The organism is Leifsonia sp. 2TAF2, assembly GCF_052115085.1.
In the GTDB taxonomy this organism is placed as follows: domain Bacteria; phylum Actinomycetota; class Actinomycetes; order Actinomycetales; family Microbacteriaceae; genus Leifsonia.
Genome location: NZ_JBFRFY010000001.1, coordinates 1,125,244 through 1,150,518, shown reverse-complemented (window position 1 = coordinate 1,150,518; position 25,275 = coordinate 1,125,244). Strand labels below are relative to the sequence as shown.

Annotated in this window: 22 protein-coding genes and 1 tRNA gene; 10 read left to right on the top strand and 13 right to left on the bottom strand. The window is 70.5% G+C overall.

Annotated features, from left to right (window positions below):
• Window positions 1-29: 29 nt before the first annotated feature.
• A complete protein-coding gene (locus AB4Z18_RS05525) occupies window positions 30-734 on the bottom strand; it encodes an alpha/beta fold hydrolase (RefSeq protein WP_441781691.1) in 705 nt (234 codons plus the stop codon).
• 85 nt (window positions 735-819) lie between these two features.
• On the opposite strand from AB4Z18_RS05525, the gene AB4Z18_RS05520 reads away from it, so the two are divergent.
• Window positions 820-1,356, top strand: a complete 537-nt coding sequence (locus AB4Z18_RS05520; RefSeq protein WP_441781690.1) for a hypothetical protein — start codon at window positions 820-822, stop codon at window positions 1,354-1,356.
• Window positions 1,357-1,398: 42 nt separating this feature from the next.
• Here AB4Z18_RS05520 and pth read toward each other — a convergent pair whose 3' ends face one another.
• Window positions 1,399-2,013, bottom strand: a complete 615-nt coding sequence (gene pth, locus AB4Z18_RS05515) for an aminoacyl-tRNA hydrolase (RefSeq protein ID WP_441781689.1) — start codon at window positions 2,011-2,013, stop codon at window positions 1,399-1,401.
• A gap of 8 nt (window positions 2,014-2,021) precedes the next feature.
• Complete coding sequence (locus tag AB4Z18_RS05510; protein ID WP_441781688.1) at window positions 2,022-2,633, bottom strand: 50S ribosomal protein L25/general stress protein Ctc; 612 nt, start codon at window positions 2,631-2,633, stop codon at window positions 2,022-2,024.
• A 240-nt stretch (window positions 2,634-2,873) separates the two neighbouring features.
• Here AB4Z18_RS05510 and AB4Z18_RS05505 point away from each other — a divergent pair, with 240 nt between their 5' ends.
• Window positions 2,874-3,311, top strand: coding sequence for an SRPBCC family protein (locus tag AB4Z18_RS05505; RefSeq protein ID WP_441781687.1), 438 nt, complete (start codon window positions 2,874-2,876; stop codon window positions 3,309-3,311).
• Window positions 3,304-3,777 carry a MarR family winged helix-turn-helix transcriptional regulator gene (locus AB4Z18_RS05500; RefSeq protein WP_441781686.1) on the top strand — a complete coding sequence of 158 codons (474 nt, stop codon included), beginning with the start codon at window positions 3,304-3,306 and terminating at the stop codon, window positions 3,775-3,777. The genes AB4Z18_RS05505 and AB4Z18_RS05500 overlap by 8 nt, the downstream gene beginning before the upstream one ends.
• A gap of 12 nt (window positions 3,778-3,789) precedes the next feature.
• On the opposite strand, the gene AB4Z18_RS05495 is transcribed toward AB4Z18_RS05500, so the two are convergent.
• Complete coding sequence (locus AB4Z18_RS05495; RefSeq protein ID WP_441781685.1) at window positions 3,790-4,305, bottom strand: gluconokinase; 516 nt, start codon at window positions 4,303-4,305, stop codon at window positions 3,790-3,792.
• Between the two features lie 185 nt (window positions 4,306-4,490).
• Between AB4Z18_RS05495 and gndA the strand changes: the two genes are divergently transcribed.
• Together gndA and AB4Z18_RS05485 are read left to right on the top strand one after the other, a co-directional pair.
• A complete protein-coding gene (gene gndA / locus AB4Z18_RS05490) occupies window positions 4,491-5,948 on the top strand; it encodes an NADP-dependent phosphogluconate dehydrogenase (protein WP_441781684.1) in 1,458 nt (485 codons plus the stop codon).
• 119 nt (window positions 5,949-6,067) lie between these two features.
• Window positions 6,068-6,436, top strand: a complete 369-nt coding sequence (locus AB4Z18_RS05485) for a hypothetical protein (RefSeq protein WP_441781683.1) — start codon at window positions 6,068-6,070, stop codon at window positions 6,434-6,436.
• Here AB4Z18_RS05485 and AB4Z18_RS05480 read toward each other — a convergent pair.
• A complete protein-coding gene (locus AB4Z18_RS05480; protein WP_441781682.1) occupies window positions 6,387-7,055 on the bottom strand; it encodes a TetR/AcrR family transcriptional regulator in 669 nt (222 codons plus the stop codon). The two genes, AB4Z18_RS05485 and AB4Z18_RS05480, sit on opposite strands and share 50 nt — an antisense overlap.
• Window positions 7,056-7,124: 69 nt before the next feature.
• Here AB4Z18_RS05480 and AB4Z18_RS05475 point away from each other — a divergent pair, with 69 nt between their 5' ends.
• Complete coding sequence (locus tag AB4Z18_RS05475) at window positions 7,125-8,456, top strand: glycosyltransferase (protein WP_441781681.1); 1,332 nt, start codon at window positions 7,125-7,127, stop codon at window positions 8,454-8,456.
• Between the two features lie 14 nt (window positions 8,457-8,470).
• On the opposite strand, the gene AB4Z18_RS05470 is transcribed toward AB4Z18_RS05475, so the two are convergent.
• From AB4Z18_RS05470 to AB4Z18_RS05460, 3 genes are all read right to left on the bottom strand, one after another.
• Entirely contained in the window at window positions 8,471-9,448 is a 978-nt protein-coding gene (locus tag AB4Z18_RS05470) for a ribose-phosphate diphosphokinase (protein ID WP_441781680.1), read from the bottom strand.
• Window positions 9,449-10,906 (bottom strand): bifunctional UDP-N-acetylglucosamine diphosphorylase/glucosamine-1-phosphate N-acetyltransferase GlmU, encoded by a 1,458-nt coding sequence (gene glmU / locus AB4Z18_RS05465; RefSeq protein ID WP_441781679.1) that lies wholly within the window; start codon window positions 10,904-10,906, stop codon window positions 9,449-9,451.
• A 28-nt stretch (window positions 10,907-10,934) separates the two neighbouring features.
• Window positions 10,935-11,006 (bottom strand) — tRNA-Gln (locus AB4Z18_RS05460).
• A 66-nt stretch (window positions 11,007-11,072) separates the two neighbouring features.
• Between AB4Z18_RS05460 and AB4Z18_RS05455 the strand changes: the two genes are divergently transcribed.
• Together AB4Z18_RS05455 and AB4Z18_RS05450 are read left to right on the top strand one after the other, a co-directional pair.
• Window positions 11,073-11,576, top strand: a complete 504-nt coding sequence (locus tag AB4Z18_RS05455) for a MarR family winged helix-turn-helix transcriptional regulator (protein WP_441781678.1) — start codon at window positions 11,073-11,075, stop codon at window positions 11,574-11,576.
• A 47-nt stretch (window positions 11,577-11,623) separates the two neighbouring features.
• Window positions 11,624-14,128, top strand: a complete 2,505-nt coding sequence (locus AB4Z18_RS05450) for a CDP-glycerol glycerophosphotransferase family protein (RefSeq protein ID WP_441781677.1) — start codon at window positions 11,624-11,626, stop codon at window positions 14,126-14,128.
• Window positions 14,129-14,188: 60 nt separating this feature from the next.
• Here AB4Z18_RS05450 and AB4Z18_RS05445 read toward each other — a convergent pair whose 3' ends face one another.
• On the bottom strand, window positions 14,189-15,814 hold the full coding sequence (locus AB4Z18_RS05445; protein WP_441781676.1) for an acyl-CoA dehydrogenase family protein: 1,626 nt from the start codon (window positions 15,812-15,814) through the stop codon (window positions 14,189-14,191).
• A gap of 43 nt (window positions 15,815-15,857) precedes the next feature.
• Here AB4Z18_RS05445 and AB4Z18_RS05440 point away from each other — a divergent pair, with 43 nt between their 5' ends.
• Window positions 15,858-17,681 carry an ABC-F family ATP-binding cassette domain-containing protein gene (locus AB4Z18_RS05440; protein ID WP_441781675.1) on the top strand — a complete coding sequence of 608 codons (1,824 nt, stop codon included), beginning with the start codon at window positions 15,858-15,860 and terminating at the stop codon, window positions 17,679-17,681.
• 139 nt (window positions 17,682-17,820) lie between these two features.
• The gene (locus tag AB4Z18_RS05435) at window positions 17,821-20,640 is read left to right on the top strand and encodes an AAA family ATPase (protein ID WP_441781674.1); all 2,820 of its coding nucleotides are present in this window, start codon (window positions 17,821-17,823) and stop codon (window positions 20,638-20,640) included.
• Window positions 20,641-20,815: 175 nt separating this feature from the next.
• On the opposite strand, the gene AB4Z18_RS05430 is transcribed toward AB4Z18_RS05435, so the two are convergent.
• The 4 genes from AB4Z18_RS05430 to metG all read right to left on the bottom strand — a co-directional run bounded on the left by AB4Z18_RS05430 (window position 20,816) and on the right by metG (window position 25,266).
• Window positions 20,816-21,751: a 4-(cytidine 5'-diphospho)-2-C-methyl-D-erythritol kinase gene (locus AB4Z18_RS05430; RefSeq protein WP_441781673.1), complete on the bottom strand. Its 936-nt coding sequence runs from the start codon at window positions 21,749-21,751 to the stop codon at window positions 20,816-20,818.
• Between the two features lie 151 nt (window positions 21,752-21,902).
• A complete protein-coding gene (gene rsmA / locus AB4Z18_RS05425; RefSeq protein ID WP_441781672.1) occupies window positions 21,903-22,754 on the bottom strand; it encodes a 16S rRNA (adenine(1518)-N(6)/adenine(1519)-N(6))-dimethyltransferase RsmA in 852 nt (283 codons plus the stop codon).
• On the bottom strand, window positions 22,751-23,680 hold the full coding sequence (locus AB4Z18_RS05420; protein WP_441781671.1) for a TatD family hydrolase: 930 nt from the start codon (window positions 23,678-23,680) through the stop codon (window positions 22,751-22,753). The genes rsmA and AB4Z18_RS05420 overlap by 4 nt, the downstream gene beginning before the upstream one ends.
• The gene (gene metG / locus AB4Z18_RS05415; protein WP_441781670.1) at window positions 23,677-25,266 is read right to left on the bottom strand and encodes a methionine--tRNA ligase; all 1,590 of its coding nucleotides are present in this window, start codon (window positions 25,264-25,266) and stop codon (window positions 23,677-23,679) included. The genes AB4Z18_RS05420 and metG overlap by 4 nt, the downstream gene beginning before the upstream one ends.
• Between the last annotated feature and the right edge of the window lie 9 nt (window positions 25,267-25,275).

The following is a 25,275-nucleotide window of genomic DNA, read 5'->3' as shown; positions in this document are numbered from 1 at the left end:
GGCGGCCATCCTCATCCACAGATCGTGCGTCAGATCCACCCGTCGAGCGCCCGCATGAACCCCTCGTGGTCGTCGCGGTTGATAACGTGCCCGGAGCCGGGCACGATCCGCACCTCGTATCCCTCGGCCCGCAACCAGTCCGCGAGCTCGGGTTTCACGAGCTGCGAGTTGTCGGCCAGCATCACCATCGACGGCACCGACATCACCTCGGGCGCGCGCATCGCCGATGGCGTGACGACCACCGGCAGCACGGCGCGGTCGAACGACTTGAACGTCTCCACCTCGATGGCGACATCGGCCGGATCCCATCGCGGATTGCGCTTGGCGATCCGGGCGGCCGACTGCCGCGCGAGTGTCCGCAGGAAGGCCGGAGCCAGCATCCGCTGGAACCAGTTCGCGGCCGGGCAGGAGAAGGCCGGGTCGACGTAGATGACGCGCTGCGGATCGAGGCGTTCGATCGCCAGGCTCACGGTCAGGCCACCGAGCGAGTGCCCCACCATGAGCTCGGGATGCGCGGGCACGCTGTCGACGATGTCCTGCGCCATGAGCTCGGCCGAATACTCCTGGGCTCGCGGACTGCGGCCATGACCGCGCAGATCGACGGCGATCACGTGATAGCCGCGCTCGGCCAGCACCGGCCCGACGCGGCGCCAGTTGCGCGAGTCCGACATGACCCCGTGGACGAGGACGGCGTACCGATCGCCCGACCCCCACTCGCGCCTGAACAACTGCATGCCGGTCACGGTACGCGCCGTTCCCGATCCCTAGCAGGGCGTCCGCTACGCTTCGGCTGAACGCTCGCCGTGACCAGGAGGACCCGTGACCGACCCGATCCAGCCGCCGCAGCCGCCGCAGTACACGCCGGCGCCGCAGTACGCGCCTGCACCGCAGTATGCGCCCGCCCCGCAGTACGCCCCCGCACCGACCGCATCCGCCCCTTACGGGACGAATGGATGGGGCGCCCCGGTCGCACCGGCCACTCGCCCCCGTACCCTCGGGCTCGCCGCGATGTTCGTCGCAGCTCCCGTCTTCGTGCTGTCGATCGTCGCGTCGGTCGTCGTCGGCATGTCGGCCGGACCGCTCGCCTCGCGGACCAGCAGCAGCTTCACCTTCAACACCAACGACCTCTCGCCCGAGCAGGCGGCGTCGTTCGCTCCCGTCGCGGTGCTGATGGCGGTGCAGATGCTGCTCGGGACCGCACTCGGCATCCTGGCGCTCGTGCTCGGCATCATCGCCGTTGCGACCAAGCGCGGCCGGCCGTTCGGGATCGTCGCGATCTGCCTCGCGGCTGCGGCGCCCATCGTGTCGTTCGCCGTCTACATCGGCTCCACGGTCGCGACGCTGCCACCCGCCTGATCGGGCGCGGGACGCGCGGACCGCGGCTCCGCGCCAGCGGAATCAGCGCGAGTGGAAGCGGTTCTGCGCCGGGGTGAGCCCCTCGGTCGCGATCTGCTTCACAGCATCCGCCGCATCCGACACCAGGATGGGCAGGTTCTTCCGCTCGGTGGCTGAGAAGGCCTTGAGCACGTGATCGGCCGCGCCGGAGGATCCGGGAGGGCGGCCGACGCCGACGCGCACCCGGGCGAAGTCTCCGGTGCCGATGGCGGCGATGACGTCACGGACGCCGTTGTGGCCGCCGTGACCGCCGCCGTTCTTCAACCGGATGGTGTCGAACGGGATGTCCAGCTCGTCGTGCACCACGATCAGGTGCGACGGGTCGAGCGAGTAGAAACGCAACAGTTGCGACACCGGGCCGCCGGACACGTTCATGTACGTGTTCGGCTTGGCCAGGACGAACCGCGGGCCGCCGGGGGTCAGCCGACCCTCGGCGACCGTCGCGTTCGTCTTGTGGGTCTTGAAGGTGAGGCGGCCGCGCGAGGCGAGCTCATCCAGCACCATCTGGCCCACGTTGTGGCGTGTGGAGGCGTAGCCGGGCCCGGGATTACCGAGCCCGACCACGAGCCACGGCCCGTCCGACGGTCCCGTGGGCGACGCCGGACGGGTGGGTTCCATGAAGGGACTTACTCGGCGCTCTGGTCGGCGTCGGCAGCGGCCTCGGCCGCAGCGGTCTCCTCGTCCTCGGCGCGGGCGGAAGCCGGCACCGCGATGTTGACGATGAGGAGGTCCTCGTCCTCGGCCAGGCTCGAGCCGGCCGGCAGGTCGAAGTCCTTGGCGAGGTACTGGGTGCCCTCCGCCGCGTCGGTGACGTCGATGACGATGCGCTCCGGGATGTGGGTCGCCTCGGTCTCGAGGCGGATGGTGCTGACCTCGAGCATGGCGATCGTGCCGGAGTAGGGCTCGCCCTCGATGTGCACGGGCACCTCGACGGTGACCTTCTCACCGCTGCGGATGAGGATGAGGTCGAGGTGCTCGATGATCTGCGACACCGGGTCCTTCTGGACGTCCTTGACGAGGGCGAGCGACGCCGTGCCGTCGATGTCGAGGTCGAGGACCGCGTTCGCCTTGCGCAGGAGCAGCGAGACCTGGTGGCCCGGGAGGGTGATGTGGACCGGGTCGCTGCCGTGACCGTAGATGACGGCCGGGATCTTGCCGACGGCGCGGATCTTGCGCGCCGCGCCCTTGCCGAAGCTTTCGCGCAGCTCGGCTGCGACCTTGTTGGACTCGTCTGCCATGATGTCTCCTCGCCGACCTGAGCCGGCTATTGGGCGAGCCGCAGGCTCGCAGTGTGATTGTTGTTCAACTCGAACGCATCGAAGTGCGCGAGGAAAGACTGCGTAGCCTGCTCCACCGCGTCGATCACGGATGCCGGACGCATCCCTCGCCGAAGTTCAGTTGACAACTCTACCCGATCGTCATAAACTAAGCGCGCTTAGTAGTTCTGATCGAGTTGCGAAACACGAATGGAGACCATCATGTGGACCACCGAGTACACCGCCGGCACCAACGCTCCCGCGTCCGAGGTCTGGTCGGCGCTCCGCGACCTGCACAGCGGCACACCGCTCGGGCCGTCGAGCGACAGCTTCGAACTGCACGGCCCCTTCGCGGTCGGCACGACGCTCACCGTCACCCCTCAGGGGCAGGAGGCGATGACCTCCGAGATCGTCGAACTCGAAACCGACCGGGTCTACGCCGACCGCACCGCCTTCGGCGAGCTCACCCTCACCTTTCGGCACACCCTCACCGCGCGGACCGACGGCGGAACGGACGTGACCCACACGCTGGAGATCGACGGCGCGGGCGCCGACGCGGTCGGCCCGGAGCTCGGCCCGCAGATCGCGGGCGACTTCCCCGTCGCCATGGCGGAACTGCTCGCCGCGGCCGAGGGACGGGCGGCTACCGGGCGTGGCTGACGGCGGCCTGGGCAGCCGGTTCCCCGCCGCATCCAGCAGCCCCGGACTCCTGCTCTGGCGTGTCACCAACCGCTGGCAGGCGGCGATGCGTGCCGCTCTTGCGCCGCACGAGCTGACGCACGTCCAGTACGTCCTGCTCGCCTCGCTCACGTGGCTGGACGAACATGAGCCCGATCGACTGGTCAGCCAGGTCGAGCTCGCCGGCTTCGCCGCCACCGATCCGATGATGACCTCGCAGGTGGTGCGCAGCCTGGAACGCGGCGGCCTCCTGGAGCGACTTCCGCATCCCACCGACGGACGCGCGCGGGTGCTCCGGCCGACGCTCGAAGGCGCCGCGGCCGCCCGCCGTGCGACCGCCGACGTGGAGGCCGCCGACGCCGCGTTCTTCGCCGAAGTGGATGTGCAGGCCTTCGCCGGACAGCTATCGGTGCTGGCCGAAGCGGGCGATGGCCCCGCGGCCGGTTAGACCGGGCCGGGGTTACGGCGTGTCGCCCGCACTGGATCGAACGGCGGCGGCGATGAGCGCCGCCAGTTCCGCGGGTGGGCGGCCGACGTCGAGGCGGAGGCCCGCCTCGTCGGCCTGGAGCGGTTCGAGCGTGGCGAGCTGCGAGTCGAGCAGCGAGACGGGCATGAAGTGGCGGGGACGCGCGCTCATGCGCGCCGCGAGCAGCTCGCGCGTCCCGTCCAGTTCGGCGAACACCGCCTCCGACGCCTCCGACCGGATGAGGTCGCGGTAGGCGCGCTTCAGCGCCGAGCACGCGACCACCACACCCGCAGGCGACGTCTCGGCCAGGACCCGACCCACGGTCAGCAGCCACGGGATGCGGTCCTCGTCGGTGAGCGGGATCCCGGACGCCATCTTGGCCACGTTCTCCGCCGGGTGCAGGCCGTCGCCGTCGACGAAGGGGACACCGAGCTCGACCGCGAGCGCCTCCCCGACGGTGCTCTTGCCCGAACCGGACACGCCCATCACCACCACCTGCGGTCCACGCACGTCGCCTCCTTATCCACACGTCCCGCCAGTATCCCCCGATTACCGCCCGGGCCTCGCGTCGTCCGGCCGCGCGCTACGCTGAGAGGACTGCTCGATTCTTGCCACCAGCGGGAGAGCTGACCCCCGGACCATACCCGTCGCGGCGGACGGCCTCCGTCTGCCGCGGCACCACGAAGGAGCATGACGTGTCACAGGAAGCAAAGGCCAACATCGGAGTCGTCGGCCTGGCGGTGATGGGATCGAACCTCGCCCGCAACCTCGCCTCCCGCGAGGGCAACACGGTCGCGGTCTTCAACCGCACCTACGCGCGCACCGAGGAGCTGGTGAACGCGCACCCGGAGGCCGGATTCGTGTCCTCCGAGCAGATGGACGACTTCGTCGCCTCGCTGTCGAAGCCGCGCACCGCGATCATCATGGTGCAGGCCGGCAAGGGCACGGATGCGGTCATCGACCAGCTCGTGGAGCGGTTCGAGCCCGGCGACATCATCGTCGACGGCGGCAACGCGAACTTCCACGACACCATCGAGCGGGAGAAGCGGATCGCGCCGTCCGGCATCCACTTCGTCGGTGCGGGCATCTCCGGCGGCGAGGAGGGCGCTCTGAACGGCCCCTCGATCATGCCGGGCGGTTCCGTCGAGTCGTACGAGACGCTGGGCCCGATCCTGGAGTCCATCGCCGCTGTCGCCGAGGGTGAGCCGTGCGTGACCCACGTCGGCACCGACGGGGCCGGCCACTTCGTGAAGATGATCCACAACGGCATCGAGTACGCCGACATGCAGCTCATCGCCGAGGCGTACGACCTGCTGCGTACGATCGGTGGGCTGGAGCCCGCGCAGATCGCCGACGTCTTCGCCGAGTGGAACAAGGGCTACCTGGAGTCGTACCTGATCGAGATCACCGCCGAGGTGCTCCGCCAGGTGGATGCCGAGACCGGCAAGCCGTTCATCGACATCGTCCTCGACCAGGCAGGCTCGAAGGGCACCGGCGTCTGGACCGTGCAGAACGCCCTCGACCTCGGAGTCCCGGTCGGCGGCATCGCCGAGGCGGTCTTCGCCCGCGCCGTCTCCTCCAAGCCGAGCCAGCGCGCCGCCGTGCAGGCCACCGTGCAGTCGCGGCCGGAGGTGCAGAAAGCGGACGACGTGCAGGCGTTCGCCGACGACGTGTCCAAGGCGCTCTACGCCTCCAAGGTCGTCGCGTACGCGCAGGGCTTCGACGCGATCATCGCCGGTGCCGAGAAGTACGGCTGGGACATCCACAAGGACCGCATCGCGAAGATCTGGCGCGGCGGCTGCATCATCCGCGCCCAGTTCCTGAACCGCATCGCGGACGCGTACGACGAGAACCCGAACATCGCCACCCTGCTCGAGGCGCCCTACTTCGCCGACGCCGTGCGCGAGGGCGAGGCCGCCTGGCGCCGTATCGTCGCCACCGCCGCGCTCTCCGGTGTGCCGGTGCCCGGCTTCGGCGCGGCCCTGTCGTACTACGACTCGCTGGCGTCGAAGCGTCTCCCCGCAGCCCTCGTGCAGGGCCAGCGCGACTTCTTCGGCGCGCACACCTACAAGCGGGTCGACAAGGACGGCGTCTTCCACACCCTGTGGTCCGGCGACCGCACCGAAATCGCCACCGAGGGCTCCTCGCACTAGCCCTCCCGCACCGCCCGCCGGGCTCCCGCCCGGTCGAGTCCGCACAGACTGCACGCAGATCGCATGATCTGCGTGCAGTTTTTGTGTACTCGACGGCCGCGGAGAGGGAGGATGGGGTGGTGACGTACGAGGACCATCCGGAGCTCGCGGAGTACGAGCCGCTCGGGGAGCGCCCCCTGCGCGGCCGCACGATGACCGTCGCGAGCCGCGTCTTCGTCGTGGTCGCGCTCGGCGCACTGCTGCTGCCGGGCATCCTCCTCACCATCAGCATCCAGACCCAGACGGCCGACTACACCTGCTCGGTGTACGCCCGCCAGTACCAGCCGGAGTCGGTGGGCGCGTCGGCACGGTTCGAGCTGTTCGGCCCGCTCGGCCCGGGCTGGCAGTGCTACGCGCTCAACACCGAAGGCGACGCGACCTGGGTGGCACCGCTCGGCCTCATCCCTTCTGCTCCGCACCAGCTGCAGCGATCAGCGTCCGCACGGTAGCGAGCAGCCACGCCGTGTAGCGGCGGAAACTCCAACCGCTCTCGCCGACGAGTTGCTGGTGCCCCTCCGGCGACATGACGAAGGAGAGGGCGTCGGCGAGTTCCCGGCGACCTTTCGCATCGAGACGGGCGATGGATGCGGTGCCGCGTTCACCGAGCAAGCCCACCATCGCCGCGTAGTCGGCGTGACGGCGCTCGAGGAGCCCCGCGAAGGCGGCGCCCACCTCCGCGTCGTCGCGCGCAGCAGCCGTGAAGGTCGCCCAGAGCCCGGAGGTCCGCGCGTTGGCGGCGGCCATGAACGGGATCAGTTCGGCCAGTATCCGCTCGGGGTCGTCGAGGGCCGCGATCGCGGCGATCTCCGGCCGCTGGGTGATCGACGACTCCCCCGCCTCGCCTCCGAAAGTGAGCTCGAACGCCGATAGGAGCAGGGCGCGTTTCGGCCCATGCACCTTGACGCTCTCGACCGAGACGCCGGCGGCGGCGGCGATGTCCGCGAGGGACGCGCTGGCGTAGCCGCGTGCCGAAAAGACGTCGGCCGCCGCCTCCAGGATGCGGCGCCGCGTCTGTTGCGCGTGCTCCTGCCGGAGGGTCGAGCGGTACGGTCGTGTGCCGGGCACCATTGACTACCTTTCACGTGTAGTGAATACTGTTGACGTTTACTCGACTCTACCCGAAATGAGGACCACCCCATGAATGCCGGCTCGCTCGACATCCTGCTCTGCAGCACTCCGGTGCACGGCCACGTCACCCCGCTTCTCGCCGTGAGCCGTGCGCTCGTCGACCGCGGGCACCGCGTCCACTTCCTGACCGGCGAACGCTACCTGGAGACGGCGGCCGCGACCGGCGCGTCCGTCCTCCGCCTGCCCGCGGAAGCCGACTACGACGACAGCGACATCGACGCGGCGTTCCCGGGGCGCGTGGGACTCACCGGTCCCGCCGGCATCCGCTGGGACATGACGGAGATCTTCCTTCGACCGGCCCGCAGCCAGCTCGCCGCAATGGATGCTGTCCTGCACAGCCTCCACATCGACGTCGTCCTCGCCGAGAGCCTGTTCCTGGGCGCCGCCCTCCTCGCGGCTCGTCCGCGCGACCGGCGACCGGCGTTGCTGAACCTGGGGATCGTCCCGCTCGGGGTGAAGAGCCGGGACACCGCGCCGTTCGGCCTCGGGGTGCCGCCACGGCCAGGCGCCCTCGGCCGTTTCCGCAACGCCGCCCTCACGGTCGTCGCCGAGAAGATCGTGTTCGCGCCGGTGCAGCGCGCCGCCGTCCGCGTCGGCCAGGAGGCCGGCACCGGGCTCGCCGGGTTCGTGCTCGACTGGCCGTCGCACGCCGAGGGCGTCGTGCAGTTCACCGTCCCTGAGTTCGAGTACCCCCGCAGCGATCTCGCGGTTCCCGTCCACTTCGTCGGTCCGGTCTCGCGCACGCAGGCGTCTGGCGCCGCCCTTCCCGCGTGGTGGGCCGACCTCGACGACGGCCGCCCGATCATCCATGTCACCCAGGGCACTGTCGCCAACGGGGACTTCGGCGACCTCGTGCTCCCGACGATGCGCGCCCTGGCCGAGCAGGATGTGTGGGTCGTCGCCAGCACCGGAGGGCGCCCGCTCACGGTTCTCGGCGAGGCACTGCCCGCGAATGCCCGCGTCGCGACCTACCTGCCGTACGACCTCCTCCTTCCCCGCACCGCGGTCTACGTCACGAACGGCGGCTACGGCGGCATCCACTACGCCATGGAGCACGGCGTTCCGGTGGTCGTCGCGGGCACCACGGAGGACAAGGCGGAGGTGTCGGCGCGTGTCACGTGGTCAGGCGTGGGCGTCTCGCTCGGCACCAACCACCCGGAGCCGGCGGCGATCGCGCGGGCTGTGCGCATGGTGCTGGACGAGCCTGCGTACGCGGAGCGGAGCGCGCGCATCGGCAGGGCGATCCGCTCGTCCTCCGGTGTGGATGGGCTGGAGCGTGCCGTCGCTCAGACGGTCGACGCGCACCGCCGGGCGGGGTGGAGGGTCGAGCGCGCGTCCTGAGAACAGGACCCGCGCTACGCGGCGCCGTCGAACATCGAGGTCACCGAACCGTCGGTGAAGACCTCGCGGATCGCACTCGCCAGGAGCGGGGCGATCGGCAGCACCGTCAGCTTGTCCCAGCGCTTGTGCTCGGGAAGCGGCAGGGTGTCGGTCACGACGACCGAGTCGATCACGTCGCTCTGCAGCAGCTCCACCGCGGGGTCGCTGAACACCGCGTGGGTTGCGGCGACCACGACGCCGGTGGCGCCCGCCGCCTTGAGCGCCTCGGCCGCCTTGACGATGGTGCGACCGGTGTCGATCAAGTCGTCCACCAGCAGGCACACGCGCCCGTTGACGTCGCCGACGATCTCGTGCACCGACACCTGGTTCGGCACCAGCGGGTCGCGGCGCTTGTGGATGATCGCCAGCGGCGCTCCGAGCTTGTCGCTCCAGATGTCGGCGACGCGCACGCGGCCCATGTCCGGAGACACCACGGTCAGGGTCGACGGGTCGAGCTCGCGGCGCATGTGCTCGAGCAGCACCGGCATCGCGAAGAGGTGGTCGACCGGTCCGTCGAAGAAGCCCTGGATCTGCGCGGCGTGCAGGTCGACCGACATGATGCGGTCGGCGCCGGCGGCCTTGAACAGGTCGGCAACCAGCCGGGCCGAGATCGGCTCGCGGCCGCGGCCTTTCTTGTCCTGGCGGGCGTACGGGTAGAAGGGAGCCACGACGGTGATGCGCTTCGCCGACGCACGCTTCAGCGCATCCACCATGATGAGCTGCTCCATGAGCCACTCGTTGATGGGCGAGGTGTGCGACTGGATGACGAACGCATCCGACCCGCGGACGCTCTCGTCGAACCGCGCGTAGATCTCGCCGTTGGCGAAGGTGCGCGCGTCGGTCGGGACGAGTTCGCTTCCCAGGCTCTCGGCGATCTCATGTGCGAGCTGGGGATGCGCGCGACCGGAGATCAGGACGAGACGTTTCTGGCCGGTCGTGGTGATCCCTGACACTTACTCTCCACTCGTTCGAGCTGCACTGCCATCTGCAGCACTGCTCGCCTGAGCAGCCCTGTCGGCGTCGGTGCCCGGCCGCTTGTCGGCGACCCAGCCTTCGATGTTGCGTTGCGGGGCGACCGTGATGGCCAGGGCTCCTGCGGGGACATCCTTCCGGACGACCGTGCCCGCCCCCGTGTACGCTCCGTCACCCATCCTAACGGGCGCGACGAGCACCGTGTTCGTGCTGATGCGCACGTGCGATCCGATGATCGTGCGGTGCTTGTTCACGCCGTCGTAGTTGGCCGTGATGACGCCGGCGCCGAGGTTGCCCTTCTCGCCCACTTCGGCGTCGCCGACGTAGTTGAAGTGCGCGAGCTTCGTGCCCTCGCCGATGACCGCGTTCTTGGTCTCGGTGAAGGTTCCGATCTTGCCCGTGGCGCCGAGCACCGTGCCCGGTCGCAGGTAGGCGAACGGGCCGACCGTGGCCCGGGCGCCGATGACGGCCAGGGTGGCGTCCGTGCGCGTGACGGTGGCGCCCTCGCCGACCTCGGTGTCGGTGAGCGTGGTGTCCGGGCCGATGGTGGCGCCCGTCTCGATGGCCGTCGCACCGCGCAGCTGCGTGCCCGGGAGGATGGTCACGTCCGGCGCGAGCTTCGCCTTCACGTCGATCCAGGTGGTCGCCGGGTCCTGCACCGTCACGCCGGCGAGCTGCCAGGTGCGGACGATGAGCGCATTCAGCTTCGCCGCCGCGTCGCTCAGCTGCGCGCGGTCGTTGATGCCCTCGACCAGCCACGACTCGGCCACAGGGAGCGCATCCACGTCGAAGCCGGCCTCGCGCAGCAGCCCGATCACATCGGTCAGGTACTTCTCGCCCTGCGCGTTGTCGGTGGACACGAGAGCCAGCTTGTCGCGCAGCGCAGCCAGGCCGAACAGATAGATGCCGGCGTTGATCTCGCCGATCTGCCGCTCGGTGTCCGACGCATCCTTGTGCTCGACGATGCGGTCCAGGTGCCCCTGCGGGGTGCGGACGATGCGCCCGTAGCCGGTGGCGTCTGCCGGGAAGGACGAGAGGATGGTCGCAGCGGCCTCGCCCGACCGGTGGGAGGCGATGAGCTCGCGGAGCGTCGCGGCGTCGAGCAGGGGGACGTCGCCGTTCACGACCAGCACGTCGCCGGAGAAGTCGGCGGGAAGCGCCTCGACGGCGAGCTCGACGGCGCGGCCGGTGCCCGGCACCTCGTCCTGGTCGACGATGACGGCCTCCGGCAGATCGGCCCCGATCACCTCGGCGAGACGGTCGCGCTCGTGGCGCACGACGGCGATGACGTGCGCCGCATCCAGCTCGCGAGCGGTCGCCAGCACGTGGGAGACGATCGGGATGCCGCCGAGCGGGTGAAGGAGTTTGGGGGTGGCGGACTTCATCCGCGTGCCCTGCCCCGCCGCGAGAACGACGATGGCGAGATTCTGGTCGGTCATGTTCCTCCAGGGGGTGGGGCTTCGGACGCTCCGCCTCCAGGACTCGAACCTGGACCTAACAGCTCCAAAGGCTGTCGTGCTGCCATTACACCAAGGCGGAACGCGCGTTTCGCGCAGATGACAGTCTGCCAGACGCCGCCCGTCGGAACCCCAATAGCATGGGGGCATGGCCGACGCACGCGACGAGGTTGACCGCATTGTCGACGCCTGGCTGCGGGAGCGCCCCGACCTCGATTTCGCGCCGCTCCAGGTGCTGTCACGTGTCGACCGCCTCTCCCGCCACCTCGACCGCGCCCGCCGCGGCGCCTTCGAGCGATCGGACCTCGATTCGTGGGAGTTCGACGTCCTCGCCGCCCTCCGCCGCGCCGGCGCGCCGTACCAGCTGAGCCCGAAATCCCTGCTGCAGCAGACCCTCGTCTCCTCCGGCACGATGACCAACCGCATCGACCGCCTGGTCGCCAGAGGGCTCGTCGAGCGTCGGACCGACCCGAACGACGGCCGCGGCATCCTGGTGCAGATGACCGCCCAAGGCCTCACCCGGGTGGATGCCGCGATCACCCGTCTCGTGGATGCGGAGGCCGAGCTGCTCGACGGCCTCTCGGCCGCCGATGCGGAGCGCCTGGCGGCCCTCCTGCGCAAGCTGAGCCTGGGCTTCGACGCCGAGGGCTGACCCCGCTCCCAGCAGACCGTTATCCCGCTCTCATAAAATCGGGGGCGATGAGACTCTCCCGACTGAAGCGACTCCCCTCTCGGGTCAAGCGCGCTGCGCGCTACGAGATCCACGCGCACTGGCGCAGCCGGCCGATCGTGCAGGGGTCCGTGCTCTACGAGTCCTTCTCCGGCAACGGGATGCTCGACAACCCCGAAGCCATCTTCCGGGAGCTCCTGGCGGCGCCGGACCTCGGCCGGCTGACCCACATCTGGGCACTGTCCGACCTCACCCAGTACCGCGCGGCGGTGGAGGAGTTCGCCGACGACCCGCGGGTGAGCTTCGTCCGCTACGGCTCCTCCGCGTACTACCGGGCCCTCGCCACGAGCCAGTACCTGGTGAACAACGCGACCTTCCCGCCCGACTTCTCGAAGCGCCCCGGCCAGGTGTACCTGAACACCTGGCACGGCACCCCGTTGAAGCGGATGGGCTACGACATCGAGGACGGCGCTCTCGCCACCGCGAACATCATCCGCAACTTCGTGCAGGCCGACTACCTGCTGTCGGCGAACCCGTTCATGTCCGAGCAGATGTACCGGACGGGTTACAAGCTGGACGGCATCTACCGCGGCGCCCTCGTCGAGGAGGGCTATCCGCGGATCGACCGGCAGTTCCTGGACGAGGCGGGCCGCGAGGACGTGCGTCAGCGGCTGATCGCCTCGGGCATCCCGCTCGGCGATCGCAAAGTCATCCTGTACGCGCCCACCTGGAAGGGTCAGACGTTCGGCCGGCCCGAGGACGACCTGGATGCGCTGCTCGCGCACATCGCGCAGATCGAGGAGGGCATCGACACCAGCCGGTACGCCGTGCTGGTGAAGACCCACCAGAGCGTCCACGCGCTCGCCGCCGACCGGCCGGAGCTCGCGCGGATGCTCGTGCCGAACGAGATCCCCACCAACCTGGTGCTCGGCGCGACCGACATGCTGATCTCGGACTACTCGAGTATCTTCTTCGACTTCCTGCAGACCGGCCGCCCGATCGTGTTCTTCACGCCCGATCTGGCCGACTACGCGGGCAGCCGCGGCCTCTACTTCGAGCCGGAGGAGTGGCCCGGCCCCGTGCTCATGTCGGCGCGCGAAGTCGGCGAGGCGCTCCACGCGATCGCGGAGAACGACGGCGCAGTGCCTGCCGAGTGGGAGGAGCGCTACCGCGACATGCAGCGGCGGTTCACCCCCTACGAGGACGGCGGCGTCTCCCGGCGCATCGTCGACATCGTGTTCCGTGGCGTGCGCGATGGGTACCGCCTCCAGACAGGGCTCGCGGACGACGGCCGTAGCAAGATCCTGCTGTACCTCGGCGGGATGCGCCCCAACGGCATCACGACCTCGGCCCTCAACCTGCTCAACAACATCGACCACGAGCGCTACGACGTCTCCGCGTTCTTCGCCCAGAGCCGGTCGCAGGTCATCATCGGGAAGCAGCGGCAGATCCATCCCGACGTCCGCCAGTTCCCCCGCGTCGGCGGGATGAACGGCGCGAAGCTGCTGCACCTGGCCCGCCACCTCGACTTCCGCCGCGGGCGGATCGCCCAGCATGCCGACATCCCGGCCCAGAACCGGCTGTGGGATGACGAGTGGTACCGCTGCTTCGGCGACAGCCGATTCGACCACGTGGTCGACTTCTCCGGCTACGGGCCGTTCTGGGCGACCCTGCTGCTGCACTCCCCGAAAGCACAGCGGGCGATCTGGCTGCACAACGACCTGGCCTCGGACGCGCACCGCGAGGTGAACGGCCAGAAGCGGATGCTGCACAGCCTCACGCAGATCTTCACCCTGTACCGGCAGTACGACCACCTGGTGTCCGTCTCGCCCACGCTGTCCGAGATCAACCGCGCGTCGCTCGCCGAGTACGCGGCTCCCGAGAAGTTCGTGTCCGCGTTGAACACGGTCGACGCCGAGCACATCCTCGAGAACGCGACCGCCGACCTGCATGAGCTGACCTTCGACGAGGAGACCGGCAGCATCCCCGACTGGGCGGAGCTGCTGCTCGCCGAAGACGACGTCACGACGTTCGTGAACGTCGGACGGCTGTCGCCCGAGAAGAACCAGGCACGTCTCATCCGCGCGTTCGCCGCCGTTCACGCGGAGAACCCGCGGACGCGGCTGGTCCTCGTGGGGTCCGGTCCCCTCGCCGCGGAGCTCGAGGGACTCGCCGCCGAGCTGGGCCTCGAGGGGTCCGTGTTCCTGACCGGGATGCAGCGCAACCCGCACGCGATCATGGCGAAGGCGGACTGCTTCGTGCTCTCCAGCGACTACGAGGGGCAGCCGATGGTGCTGCTGGAGGCGCTGGTGCTGCAGCTGCCGATCGTCACGGTCGAGTTCGCCTCGGCGAAGAACGCCCTGCCTGCCGGAAGCGGCATGGTGGTGCCGCAGACGGTCGAGGGCGTCGCCGAGGGGATGCGCGCGTTCCTGGCCGGGGCCGTTCCCGACAGCCACTTCGACTACGCCGCCTACAACCGCAAGGCCGTCGCCGAGTTCTACGCCGCCATCGGTGCCCAAGCCAACAGCTCCTGAGTTTTTCGCCCGACACGCCGTCGCGGCCCGGAAAAAGTCAGGAGCTGTTGGCTTGGCGGGTCAGGCGCGGGCGAGGAGGGCCGCGAGGTCGAGGCCGGAGGGCAGCTCGCCGTAGAGGGAGCCCCGCTCGGGGCCGAGGCGTGCGGCGACGAACGCGTCGGCGACGGCGGCGGGCGCATCCCGGATCAGCAGCGATGCCTGCAGGGTCAGCGCGAGCGCGGCGACCAGCGGTCGCACGGCCGCCTCAGCATCCGCCGTGGGTTCGCACGCGATCAGCGCCGCGACCCGCGCCCGGAGGCGGTCGTGGTGCCCATCGAAGGTCCGGTACACGCCGCGTGCGGCGGCGAGCTCGGTGTCGAACGCCTCCCACGCCGCCGGCTCCCGCCGGAGCGCCCGGAGCACGTCGAGCGCGATGACGTTGCCCGACCCCTCCCAGATCGCCATCACCGGCTGCTCCCGATACCGCCGGGCCAGCGGGAACGCCTCGGTGTAGCCGTTGCCGCCGAGGCACTCCAGCGCCTCGTAGGCGTGCCCGGGGCCGCGCTTGCACACCCAGTACTTCGTGACCGCCGTGGGGAGACGTCGGAAGGCGACGTCGGTTTCGGGTGCATCCGCGTCGTGCGCCCGCGCCAACCGGAGGGCGACCGCGGTCGCCGCCTCCGACTCCAGGGCCAGATCCGACAGCACCGCGGCCATGGCGGGCTGGTCGATGAGCCGCGCACCGAAGGCTGCTCGATGACGAACGTGCCAGGCCGCCTCCGCGACGGCCTGCCGCATCCCGGCCGCCGTCCCGAAGATGCAGTCGAGCCGCGTGCGGTTGACCATCTCGAGGATGGTGCGGACGCCCCGTCCCTCGTCGCCCAGCAGGTACCCCACCGTCCCGTCGAACTCGACCTCCGCGGAGGCGTTGGAGCGGTTCCCGAGCTTGTCCTTCAGGCGTTGGAGGAGGAAGACGTTGCGCCCGCCGTCCGCCAGCACGCGGGGAACGACGAAGCAGGACAGCCCCACTGCGGTCTGCGCGAGCACGAGGAACGCATCCGACATGGGCGCCGAGCAGAACCACTTGTGCCCGGTGAGCAGCCATCGGCCGTCGCCGTCGGCGAGCGCGCGCGTCGTGTTGGCGCGCACATCCGAGCCGCCCTGCTTCTCGGTCATCGCCATCCCGAACAGGGCGGAGGACTTGCCCACGGCGAGCCGACCGTCGTAGTCGCGGCTGAGGAGGCGCGGCATCCACTCGCCCGCGAGGGTCTCTGAGGCGGCGAGCGCCGGGACCGCCGCGTGGGTCATCGACACCGGGCACGCGTGACCGGGCTCGACCTGCGCGAACAGCATGAAGGTGGCGGCGCGGGCGACGTTCGCGCCGGGTCTCGGCTCGGCCCACGCCGACGTGTGGGCACCCGCGGCGACGGCGGCGGCGATCACGCGGTGGTAGCCGTCGTCGTACTCGACCTCGTCGATGCGGTCGCCCCACCGGTCGAAGGCACGCAGCTGCGGCTCGTGGAGGTTCGCGAGCTCCGCATCCCGCTGGAACGCCGCGGACCCGACGAGCCGCCCGACCGCGTCGAGCGAGGCGGTCGCCCATCCCGCGTCGTACCGCTGCACCCCCTCGCGGAGCGGGAGGTTCACCGCGAACTCGTCGACGTCGACGCGCGGCGGAGCCTGGTTCACGACAGCGTGGGTGACCATGGCGGGAGTCTAGTGCCGCCCGCCCGGTAGGCTGGAGACCCTCATGGCTCACCTTCTCGGCGCGGAATCGCTGCACCTCGAGTACCCGACGCGGACCGTCTTCGACTCCGTCACCCTCGGCCTCTCGGAGGGCGACAGGATCGGCGTCGTCGGCCGCAACGGCGACGGCAAGTCGACCCTGCTGCAGCTGCTCGCCGGGAGCCTGGAGCCGGACTCCGGTCGCGTCACCCGCCGGCGCGGCGTGACGGTCGGGATGCTCGACCAGCGTGACGACCTGCCCGCCCAGCTGACCGTCGGGCACGCGATCGTCGGCGACCGCGAGGAGCACCTGTGGGCGGGCGACCCGCGCGTGCGCGACGTGCTCGCCGGACTCGTCTCCGACATCCGCTGGGATGCCACCATCGGAGAGCTCTCCGGAGGGCAACGACGGCGCGTGGCGCTGGCCGCCCTGCTGGTGCACGACCACGACATCCTGTTCCTCGACGAGCCCACGAACCACCTCGACCTGGAGGGGGTCTCCTGGCTCGCGCAGCACCTGAAGGCCCGCTGGGCCGCGTCCTCGGGAGCGCTGGTCGTGGTCACGCACGACCGGTGGTTCCTGGACGAGGTGTCGACCCAGACGTGGGAGGTGCACGACGGCATCGTGGAGCCCTTCGAGGGCGGCTACGCCGCGTACGTGCTGCAGCGGGTCGAGCGTGACCGTATGTCCTCCGTCGCCGAGACAAAGCGGCAGAACCTGATGCGGAAGGAGCTCGCGTGGCTTCGCCGCGGGGCCCCGGCACGCACCTCCAAGCCGAAGTTCCGGATGGACGCGGCAGCCGACCTCATCGCCGACGAGCCGCCGCCGCGCGACACCGTCGAGCTGACGACCCTCGCCACCTCCCGCCTCGGCAAGGATGTGGTCGACCTGATCGACGTGTCGGTCTCGTACCCGCCGAAGACCGTACTGCGCGACGTGGAGTGGCGCATCGCGCCGGGTGAGCGCACCGGCATCCTCGGCGTCAACGGCGCCGGCAAGTCCACGCTCCTTGGGCTGGTCGCGGGAACGGTGAAGGCGGACTCCGGCACCGTCAAGCGCGGCAAGACCGTGCGGATCGCCACGCTCACCCAGCAACTGGCCGAACTCGACGACGTGCAGGAGGAACGGGTGAGCGCGGTCGTCGCCGGCAAGCGGACGACGTACCTCGCGGGCGGCAAGGAGGTCACGCCCGGGCAGCTGCTGGAGCGGCTCGGCTTCTCCAATGCCCAGCTCTCCACCCCGGTGAAGGACCTCTCCGGCGGTCAGAAGCGTCGGCTGCAGCTGCTGCTCATCCTCCTCGACGAGCCGAACGTGCTCATCCTCGACGAGCCGACCAACGACCTCGACACGGACATGCTCGCCGCCATGGAGGACCTGCTCGACTCCTGGCCCGGGACGCTGCTCGTCGTCTCGCACGACCGGTACCTGCTCGAGCGTGTCACCGACCAGCAGTACGCGGTGCTGGATGGACGGCTGCGGCATCTGCCGGGAGGAGTGGACGAGTACCTGCGGCTGCGGCGGGCGGAGAGCGCGGCGGGGTCGGCTTCGGGATCGGGCGCTTCCGCGGTCACGCCGGGCACAGCATCCACACCCGCATCCACACCCGCATCCACCCCCTCCCTCTCCGGTGCGACGCTGCGTGCGGCCGAGAAGGAGCTCACGGCGCTCGACCGCCGGCTGGCGAAGGTGAGCGACCAGGTCTCGGCCAAGCATGAGGAGCTCGCCCGGCACGATCAGAGCGACTACGTGGGCCTCGGCCGGCTGACGGAGGAGCTGCGCACCCTCGAGGGCGAGGTCGCGGACCTGGAGACCCGCTGGTTGGAGTTGTCGGAGCAGCTGGAGGGCTGACGCCGCCGCGTTACGCGTCGGACGCACCCCCGGACTGGGGAAAGCTGCGACCGTCGTGCTGTGCGATGATCCGAAGATCGGTCGCGCACCCGATCCGGCGCATCCGACCCGGCGCGACCGACGGGGACGGGAGCACCACGTGACTGAGCAGCTGCGGGCAGACGACACGCGACCTCTTTTCGGGCGGGACCGTGCTCGCGAGACCATGCTCCTCGTCGCCCACCGGGCGCGCGAACACGGCGGCGCTGTCCTCGTCACGGGCGAGGCGGGGCTCGGGAAGACCGCACTGCTGGCCGACGTCGCCGAGAGGCTCGAGGGCTGGACGGTCCTGCGCGTCCACGCCGACTCGTTCGAGTCCGACCTCGCCTACGCCACCGTCGAGACGCTGGTCCGCGGCCTGAGCAATGCTGCCGGCAACCGGCGGGGTGCGGGCGTCGCGGGCATCCGGCCGCCGTCCCCCGGCGAGGACCCGCTGACCGTCGGCCGCATGCTGCTCGATGCCATCGACGCGATCGGCGGCCCGGTGTGTCTCATCGTCGACGACGCCCAGTGGGTGGACGAGCCCTCGGCCCGCGCCCTGCGCTTCCTGGTGCGAAGGCTCGCCGACCAGCGCTTCCTCTTCACCGCGGCGACCCGTCCGCAGCAGAACAGTGTCGTCGCGCTGTTCGACGACCTCTCCTCCACCACGGCCAATCACGCCCGCGTGGATCTCACACCGCTGACCGTCGGCGACACCCAGGAGCTCGCCAGCCACATCCTGGGCCACCCCGTCTCCCGGCGAACAGCGACGCGTCTCACCGCGGCGACGCAGGGCTCACCCCTGCTGCTCAGCGTCCTCCTCGGCCACCTGCGCGACACGTTCGCGCAGGCGCTGCATCCCGCAGGCTGGGATCTTCCTGCCACCGCGATCACGCCCCTGTCGACGGCGATCTCGGCGTCGCTCGAAGGCGCCGATGAGTCGGTGCGGACGGCCGCCGAGCTGATCGCCGTCCTCCGCGACCCGCTCCCCCTTCCCGTCGTCGGCACCATCGCGGGGCGCCTCGGCATCGATGTGGATGTGCACGGCGCGGTCGCCCGCGGACTGGTGCTCGCCGAGACCCGCGACGGCGTGGTGCGAGTCGAACCCGCCCACGCCATCCTCGCCGACTCCCTCGCGGGGGAATTGACGCTCGAGCGCCGGGTGGCGATCCACCGCGTCGCCGCGGAGGTGCTCTCCGGTCACCGCGCCCTCCGGCACCGGGTGGAGGCTGCCGACCGCACCGACCCGACCCTCGTCGCGGAGCTCCTGGCCGCCGCCCTCGCCGTCGCCGACCTCGGGCAGGCCGAGCAGGCGCTGAGCTACGCGCGCTCCGCCGTGCAGCTCGCCGCCGGGAAGGACGCCGAGCGGGCGTTGCTCGAGCTCGGGCTGATCGCGATGCGGTTCCGGATGCACGAGCGCATCCTGGACCTGCGTCCTGCTGTCGAGGCCGCCACCCCGTCGCCCACGCGCGACGCGGTGCTCCTGGAACTGCGGACGCTCTCCGGCGACCTCCCCGGTGCCCTGGCCATGGCGCTCGCCTTCGAGTCGCGCCCGGCGACAACGCCGGACGAGCGCGCGCTCCGAGCGCACGTGGCCGAGGCACTGCCGAAGGTGCTGATGGCGACGGGCGATTTCGCCGGCGTCCTGGCGCACCTGGATGCGGCCAGGCGCGCCATCGCCGCGAGCCCGGACCCGTCCGAGGTCGCCGACCCGGCCCTCCGCTGGCTGGCCGCACCCCAAGACGACCTGACCCGGCTGCTCGGCTGGGCCATCAACTCGGCCGCCCACGCCCGACGGCCCGACCTCTTCGCCCCGCTGACGGAGGAGCTCGACGAGCTGCTCGTCGGGTTCGAATCGCCGGCGGCCGTGGACGCCCTCGTCAGCCGGTCGCGCGTGTTCATCCTGAGCGGCGACATCGCGAGGGCCCGGGCCGACCTCGCTCGGGCCGCTGACCTGGCGCGGCGCTTCCCGAGCAGCTGGACGGCCGGATTCGCGCGCACGATGTACGCGCACATCCTGTACCTCACCGGCGAGTGGGAGGAGTCGGTCACCCTCGCGGATACGGCCGTCGCGCTCGCCCTCGACGAGACCGACCTGTCCTGCTGGCCGATCGCCCTCTGGGTCTCCGCGCTGGTCCGTGCGGGCCGTGGAGAAGCGGATGCGGTCGAGGAGCGCCTGCGCGCCGCAGCTCAAGCAGACCCGCGGATCACGGGCTCCTACGACGGCGACCTCCCGCACCTGGCCCGGGCGGAGGTCGCCCGAGCGCTCGGCCGGCCGGAGGACCAGCTGCTCGCGACCGAAGAGGCCGAGGCGGCCGCCTCCCGCGGGTCGACCCTCGGCTGGCTGTCGTACCGCGTCGACGCCCTCGCGGCGCTGGGTCGGGCCGAGGAGGCGCGCGCCGCGTACGAACGGTGTGCAGCACCGGGGCTCTGGCGGCCGTACTACGGCTCGCTGCGGTGGCTGGAGAGCCGGGTGCTGGAGGCAGAGGGGCTCACCTCAGAGGCCTTCGCGGCCGCGGCCGCGGCGGTCGAAGAGCCGGGCGCACAGTTCTTCCCGTTCGCCCAGGCCGTCGCCGCGCTCGACGCCGGCCGGCTCGCGGCCGCGACAGGGGCGACCGAGCGCGCACGGGAGCTGCTGGAGGCCGCGGCGACCACGTTCCGCCGGCTCGGGGCCGCCGGTTACCTGGCGCGTTGCGTCCGTCTGCTCGACGAGTCGGCACCGGTCTCGTCTGGGATCGACCCGCTCGCGCCGCTCACCACCCGAGAGCGGCAGGTCGCGCACGCCCTCGCCGCGGGCATGACCAACAAGGAGATCGCCGAGCGCCTGTACGTGTCGGTGACGACCGTCAACTTCCACGTCCGCAACATCCTGTCGAAGCTCGGACTGCGCTCCCGCCGGGACCTCCGGTCGCTGTCGCGGAGGAGACCCGTCAAGTCTTGACGGTTTCGTCCCCCGGATGGGGAGTGTCGCGGCAGCGCGGGTTAGTGTGAAAGGACCTGGGATGCCCGGCCCGGGATGCGGAAACGCTTCTGAAGATCCCGACGAATCGTCTCAACCCGACGTGTGCCGTGAGCCGGGCATCCTCGGGCAATTCCGGTTCCAGTCGCCTGGTCGCCTAGTCGCCCATGATGCGGGCGCCGTGCACGGGGCCGGTCGCGCGGACCGCGGTCACGCGCGCCGCGCTGAGGGCGATCTGCAGGTCGATCGCCGAGTCGAGGTCGGTCGCGAGGAACGCCACCGTCGGGCCCGATCCCGAGACGATGCCGGCGAGCGCTCCGTTCGTCTCCCCCAGTTCGATCACGTCGGCGATTTCGGGGACGAGGTGGATGGCCGGCGCCTGCAGGTCGTTGCTCAGCGCTTCGGCCAGCATGGCCGGTTCGCCGGCCCGGAGCGCCTGCAGCACCGCGGAGTCGACGCTCGGGGAGTGCTGGGCCGGCGCGATGTCCGCCGCATGCCGCTCGCGATGGCGGTCGAGCTCGCTGTACACGCGCGGCGTGCTCAGCTCCCCCTCCGGCAGCGCCAGCACCCAGTGGAATTGGCCGGTCGCCAGCGCCGGGCTCAGCCGGTCGCCCCGGCCGGTCCCGATCGCGGTCCCGCCGACGAGTGCGAACGGGACGTCGGCGCCGAGTCGCGCGGCCAGCGTCAGAAGCTCCTCACGGCCGAGTTCGGTGCCCCACAGGGCGTCGCACGCGACGAGCGTCGCGGCCGCATCCGCCGATCCTCCGCCCATGCCGCCTGCGATCGGGACGTGCTTGTCGATCTCCAGCCGGACCCCACCGGTGAAGCCGGTGCGCTTGGCCAGCAGCCGTGCGGCCTTGATGGCGAGGTTGGAGTCGTCCAGCGGCAGCGAGCTGGTGTCGATGGTGCCGCGGAAGCCGACCGAGAAGTCGTCGGCCGGGTACGCGCGGACGTCCTCGTACAGGGAGACGGCCTGGTACGCGGTGGCCACGTCGTGGTAGCCGTCCTCCATGACGGCGCCGACGCGCATGAAGACGTTGATCTTCCCCGGGGCCCGCACATGCACCCCGTCGAGGTCCCAGCCGTCCACCATGCCTCCAACCTACACACCCGGGATGCTCTCCGCTGGGCGGTGCCGGGGCGCGCGTTCGCCGGGCCGACGCCGGGCCGACGCCGGGCCGCCGCCGGGCCGCTTGCGTGCGCAGTCGCAGGCCCGCTCGCGGGCTTGCTCCCGTGCTTGTTCCTCAGGCCGCGGTGACGGTCGCCAGCCGCGCGAAGTCGGCGAGGGCGAGCTGTTCTCCGCGGAGCGACGGTGCCAGTCCGGCCGCCACCAGTGCCCGCTCGGCGGACGCGGGGTCGCCGAACACCGGCGCCAGCGCTTGCCGCAGCGTCTTGCGGCGCTGCTGGAAGGCCGCATCCACCAGGGCGAAGGTTCGCAGGCGCAGTTCCTCGCTTCCGGTTGGCTCGTCGTGGCGTTCGAACCCGACGAGGACCGAGTCGACGTTCGGGACCGGCCAGAAGATCTGCCGGCTCACCGTTCCCGCCGTGCGCCACCGGCCGTACCAGGCCGCCTTGACGCTCGGCGACCCGTAGACCTTCGATCCCGGCTGCGCCGCGATGCGGTGACCGACCTCGGCCTGCACCATGACGACGCCGGACCGGAGGCTCGGGAAGTGCTCGAGGAAATGCAGCAGCACCGGCACCGAGATGTTGTACGGGAGGTTCGCCACCAGCCGGACAGGATCGGCCGGGAGGTCGGTCACGGCCAGCGCGTCGCGGTGCACCACGGTGAGGCGCGCGAGCGCGTCCGGCGCCAGCTGCCCGACCGTCACCGGCAGCTGGGCGGCCAGGCGACCGTCGATCTCGACGGCGATCACGTCGGCGCCCGCCTCGAGCAGCCCGAGGGTCAGCGAGCCGAGGCCCGGGCCGATCTCGACGACGCTGTCGCCGGCCTGCACCTCGGCGACGCGGACGATCCGCCGCACGGTGTTGGCATCGATGACGAAGTTCTGGCCGAGTTTCTTGGTCGGCGTGACGTCGAGCAGTTCCGCCAGGTCGCGGATCTCCGCCGGCCCGAGCAGCCGCAGCTCGCTCACGCGATGATCCCGATGGGACGGGTCGGCGGCGGCCCCACGGGCTCGTCGTCCCAGCGTCCGTACACCAGCTCCGTGTTGGAGTTGATCTGCGCGGCGAGGGTGGAGGCGTCGGTGCCCATCACCTCGGCCATGGCGCGCACGGTGTGCGGGATGAGGTACGGCGCGTTCGGTCGGCCGCGGAACGGCGTCGGCGTGAGGAAGGGCGCGTCCGTCTCGACCATGACCAGGTGACGCGGAGCCGCGGCCAGCGCGGCCCGGAGATTCGGCGCGTTCTTGAAGGTGATGTTGCCGGCGAACGACATGTACCAGCCGTTCTCCGCGCAGATGCGCGCGAGTTCGACATCGCCGGAGAAGCAGTGGAACACCGTCCGCTCCGGTGCGCCGACGCGCTTGAGCGTGGCGACGACGGCGGCGTGCGCGTCGCGGTCGTGGATCTGCATCGCAAGGTCGTTCTGCTTGGCGATCTCGATGTGCGCCTCGAAGGAGTGGAACTGCGCATCCCGCCGCGGCCCCTCCTCCGTACGGTAGAAGTCGAGCCCGGTCTCGCCCACGGCACGCACGCGCGGCCGGCCGGCCAGCTCCGCGATGACCGCGAGAGCGTCGTCCAGCTCTCCTCGCTCGTCGTAGTCGGGAGCGTCGTTCGGGTGCAGCGCCACCGCGGCCAGCATGCGTGGTTCGATGGCGGCCATCTCGGCGGACCAGCGCGAGGTCTCCACGTCGTTGCCGACCTGGACGACCCCGCGCACCCCGACGCTGGAAGCGCGATCGAGCTGCTCGCGGTAGTCCATCGGCTCGACGCCGTCGGCGATTTCGAGGTGCGTGTGGTTGTCGTACACCGGCACGACCAGCGCCTCGGGCAGCGGAGGGTAGGCCAGGTCGCGGCCGTCGGTGACGTGCCGCTGCCGGATGAACGACGGGTCCGTCATACGGCGGCGACCGCTTCCGCGTCGATCCGCGGGAACAGCGCCTGCAGCCCGTTGACCTCGGTGCCGGCGGGCAACTGCCCCCAGTCACCGGCGGTGCGGAGCGGCTGGGCCGTGAGCGCACCCAGCTCCCCCTCGACGCCCAGCGACTCCCAGAGCTTGGTGGTCGCCTCCGGGATGACCGGCGAGAGCAGCACCGCGAGGGCACGCAGGCCCTCGGCCGCGGTGTACAGCACCGTGCCGAGGCGCTCGCGCTGAGCGTCGTCCTTCGCCAGGGTCCACGGCTCCTGCTCGGTGATGTAGCCGTTGAGCTCGTCCACGATGCGCCAGATCGACGTCAGCGCGTCATGAATGGCGAGCTTCGCGATCGCAGAGTCGGCATCCGCAGCCGCCTCGCGCACCACCTTCTGCACCGCGAGGTCGACGTCCTGGTACTCGCCCGCCGGAGGCACGATGCCCTCGAAGTAGCGCGTCAGCATGGCGATCACACGCGACGCGAGATTGCCGAAGCCATTGGCGAGCTCCGCCTGGTACCGCGCCGCGAGGTCCTCCCAGCTGAACGAGCCGTCCTGCCCGAAGTTGATCGCGCGCATGAAGTAGTACCGGAACGCGTCGGAGCCGAAGGTGTCGGTGATCTGCGTCGGGGCGATGCCCGTCAGCTTCGACTTCGACATCTTCTCGCCGCCGACGAGCAGCCAGCCGTGACCGAAGACGCGCTTCGGCACCTCGAGGCCGGCGGCCATCAGCATGGCCGGCCAGATGACGGCGTGGAAGCGGAGGATGTCTTTGCCGACGAGGTGGTTCGCCGGCCAGCGGCGGGCGAACTCCTCGTCGTCCTGCCCGTAGCCGACAGCGGTGATGTAGTTGAGCAGCGCGTCGAACCAGACGTAGACCACGTGCGACTCGTCCCACGGCACCTTGATGCCCCAGTCGAAGCTCGACCGCGAGATCGAGAGGTCGCTCAGCCCCTGGCGCACGAAGCTGACCACCTCGTTGCGGGCGGATTCCGGCTGCACGAAGTCTGGACGCTCCTCATAGAGGGCGAGCAGACGGTCTGCGAACTGGCTCATCCGGAAGAAGTAGTTCTTCTCCTGCAGCAGCTCCAGCGGCTTCGAGTGGATGGCGCACACCTTCTGCCCCTCATACTCGCCCGTGCCGTCGACGATCTCGCTCTGCGGCTTGAACTCCTCGCAGCCGACGCAGTAGAGAGCCTCGTACTCGCCGGCGTAGATGTAGCCGTCGTCGTAGAGCTTCTGCAGGAACTTCTGGACGTTGACCTCGTGCCGCTCGTCGGTGGTGCGGATGAAGTCGTCGTTGGCGATGTCGATGGTCTGAAGGAGCGGCAGCCACTCCTCCGTCACGAGCTTGTCGGCCCACTCCTGCGGCGTCGTGCCGTTCGCGGTCGCCGTGCGCAGGATCTTCTGACCGTGCTCGTCCGTACCCGTCAAGAGCCAGGTGTCGTCGCCGGCCTGGCGGTGCCAGCGCGCGAGGACATCGGCTGCGACCTCCGTGTAGGCATGCCCGATGTGCGGGACATCATTCACGTAGAAGATCGGCGTGGTGATGTAGAAGGAAGAGCCATCGGACATGCTGACCAT

Bases quoted from the DNA above. Each gene is read 5' to 3' on its own strand.
- AB4Z18_RS05450 (WP_441781677.1), top strand. From the start codon at position 11,624: ATGAGACTCTCCCGACTGAAGCGACTCCCCTCTCGGGTCAAGCGCGCT.
- AB4Z18_RS05420 (WP_441781671.1), bottom strand. From the start codon at position 23,680: ATGACGGACCCGTCGTTCATCCGGCAGCGGCACGTCACCGACGGCCGC.
- AB4Z18_RS05430 (WP_441781673.1), bottom strand. From the start codon at position 21,751: ATGGTGGACGGCTGGGACCTCGACGGGGTGCATGTGCGGGCCCCGGGG.
- AB4Z18_RS05525 (WP_441781691.1), bottom strand. From the start codon at position 734: ATGCAGTTGTTCAGGCGCGAGTGGGGGTCGGGCGATCGGTACGCCGTC.
- AB4Z18_RS05475 (WP_441781681.1), top strand. From the start codon at position 7,125: ATGAATGCCGGCTCGCTCGACATCCTGCTCTGCAGCACTCCGGTGCAC.
- AB4Z18_RS05505 (WP_441781687.1), top strand. From the start codon at position 2,874: ATGTGGACCACCGAGTACACCGCCGGCACCAACGCTCCCGCGTCCGAG.
- AB4Z18_RS05480 (WP_441781682.1), bottom strand. From the start codon at position 7,055: ATGGTGCCCGGCACACGACCGTACCGCTCGACCCTCCGGCAGGAGCAC.
- AB4Z18_RS05510 (WP_441781688.1), bottom strand. From the start codon at position 2,633: ATGGCAGACGAGTCCAACAAGGTCGCAGCCGAGCTGCGCGAAAGCTTC.
- AB4Z18_RS05455 (WP_441781678.1), top strand. From the start codon at position 11,073: ATGGCCGACGCACGCGACGAGGTTGACCGCATTGTCGACGCCTGGCTG.
- AB4Z18_RS05440 (WP_441781675.1), top strand. From the start codon at position 15,858: ATGGCTCACCTTCTCGGCGCGGAATCGCTGCACCTCGAGTACCCGACG.
- metG (WP_441781670.1), bottom strand. From the start codon at position 25,266: ATGTCCGATGGCTCTTCCTTCTACATCACCACGCCGATCTTCTACGTG.
- AB4Z18_RS05445 (WP_441781676.1), bottom strand. From the start codon at position 15,814: ATGGTCACCCACGCTGTCGTGAACCAGGCTCCGCCGCGCGTCGACGTC.
- pth (WP_441781689.1), bottom strand. From the start codon at position 2,013: ATGGAACCCACCCGTCCGGCGTCGCCCACGGGACCGTCGGACGGGCCG.
- glmU (WP_441781679.1), bottom strand. From the start codon at position 10,906: ATGACCGACCAGAATCTCGCCATCGTCGTTCTCGCGGCGGGGCAGGGC.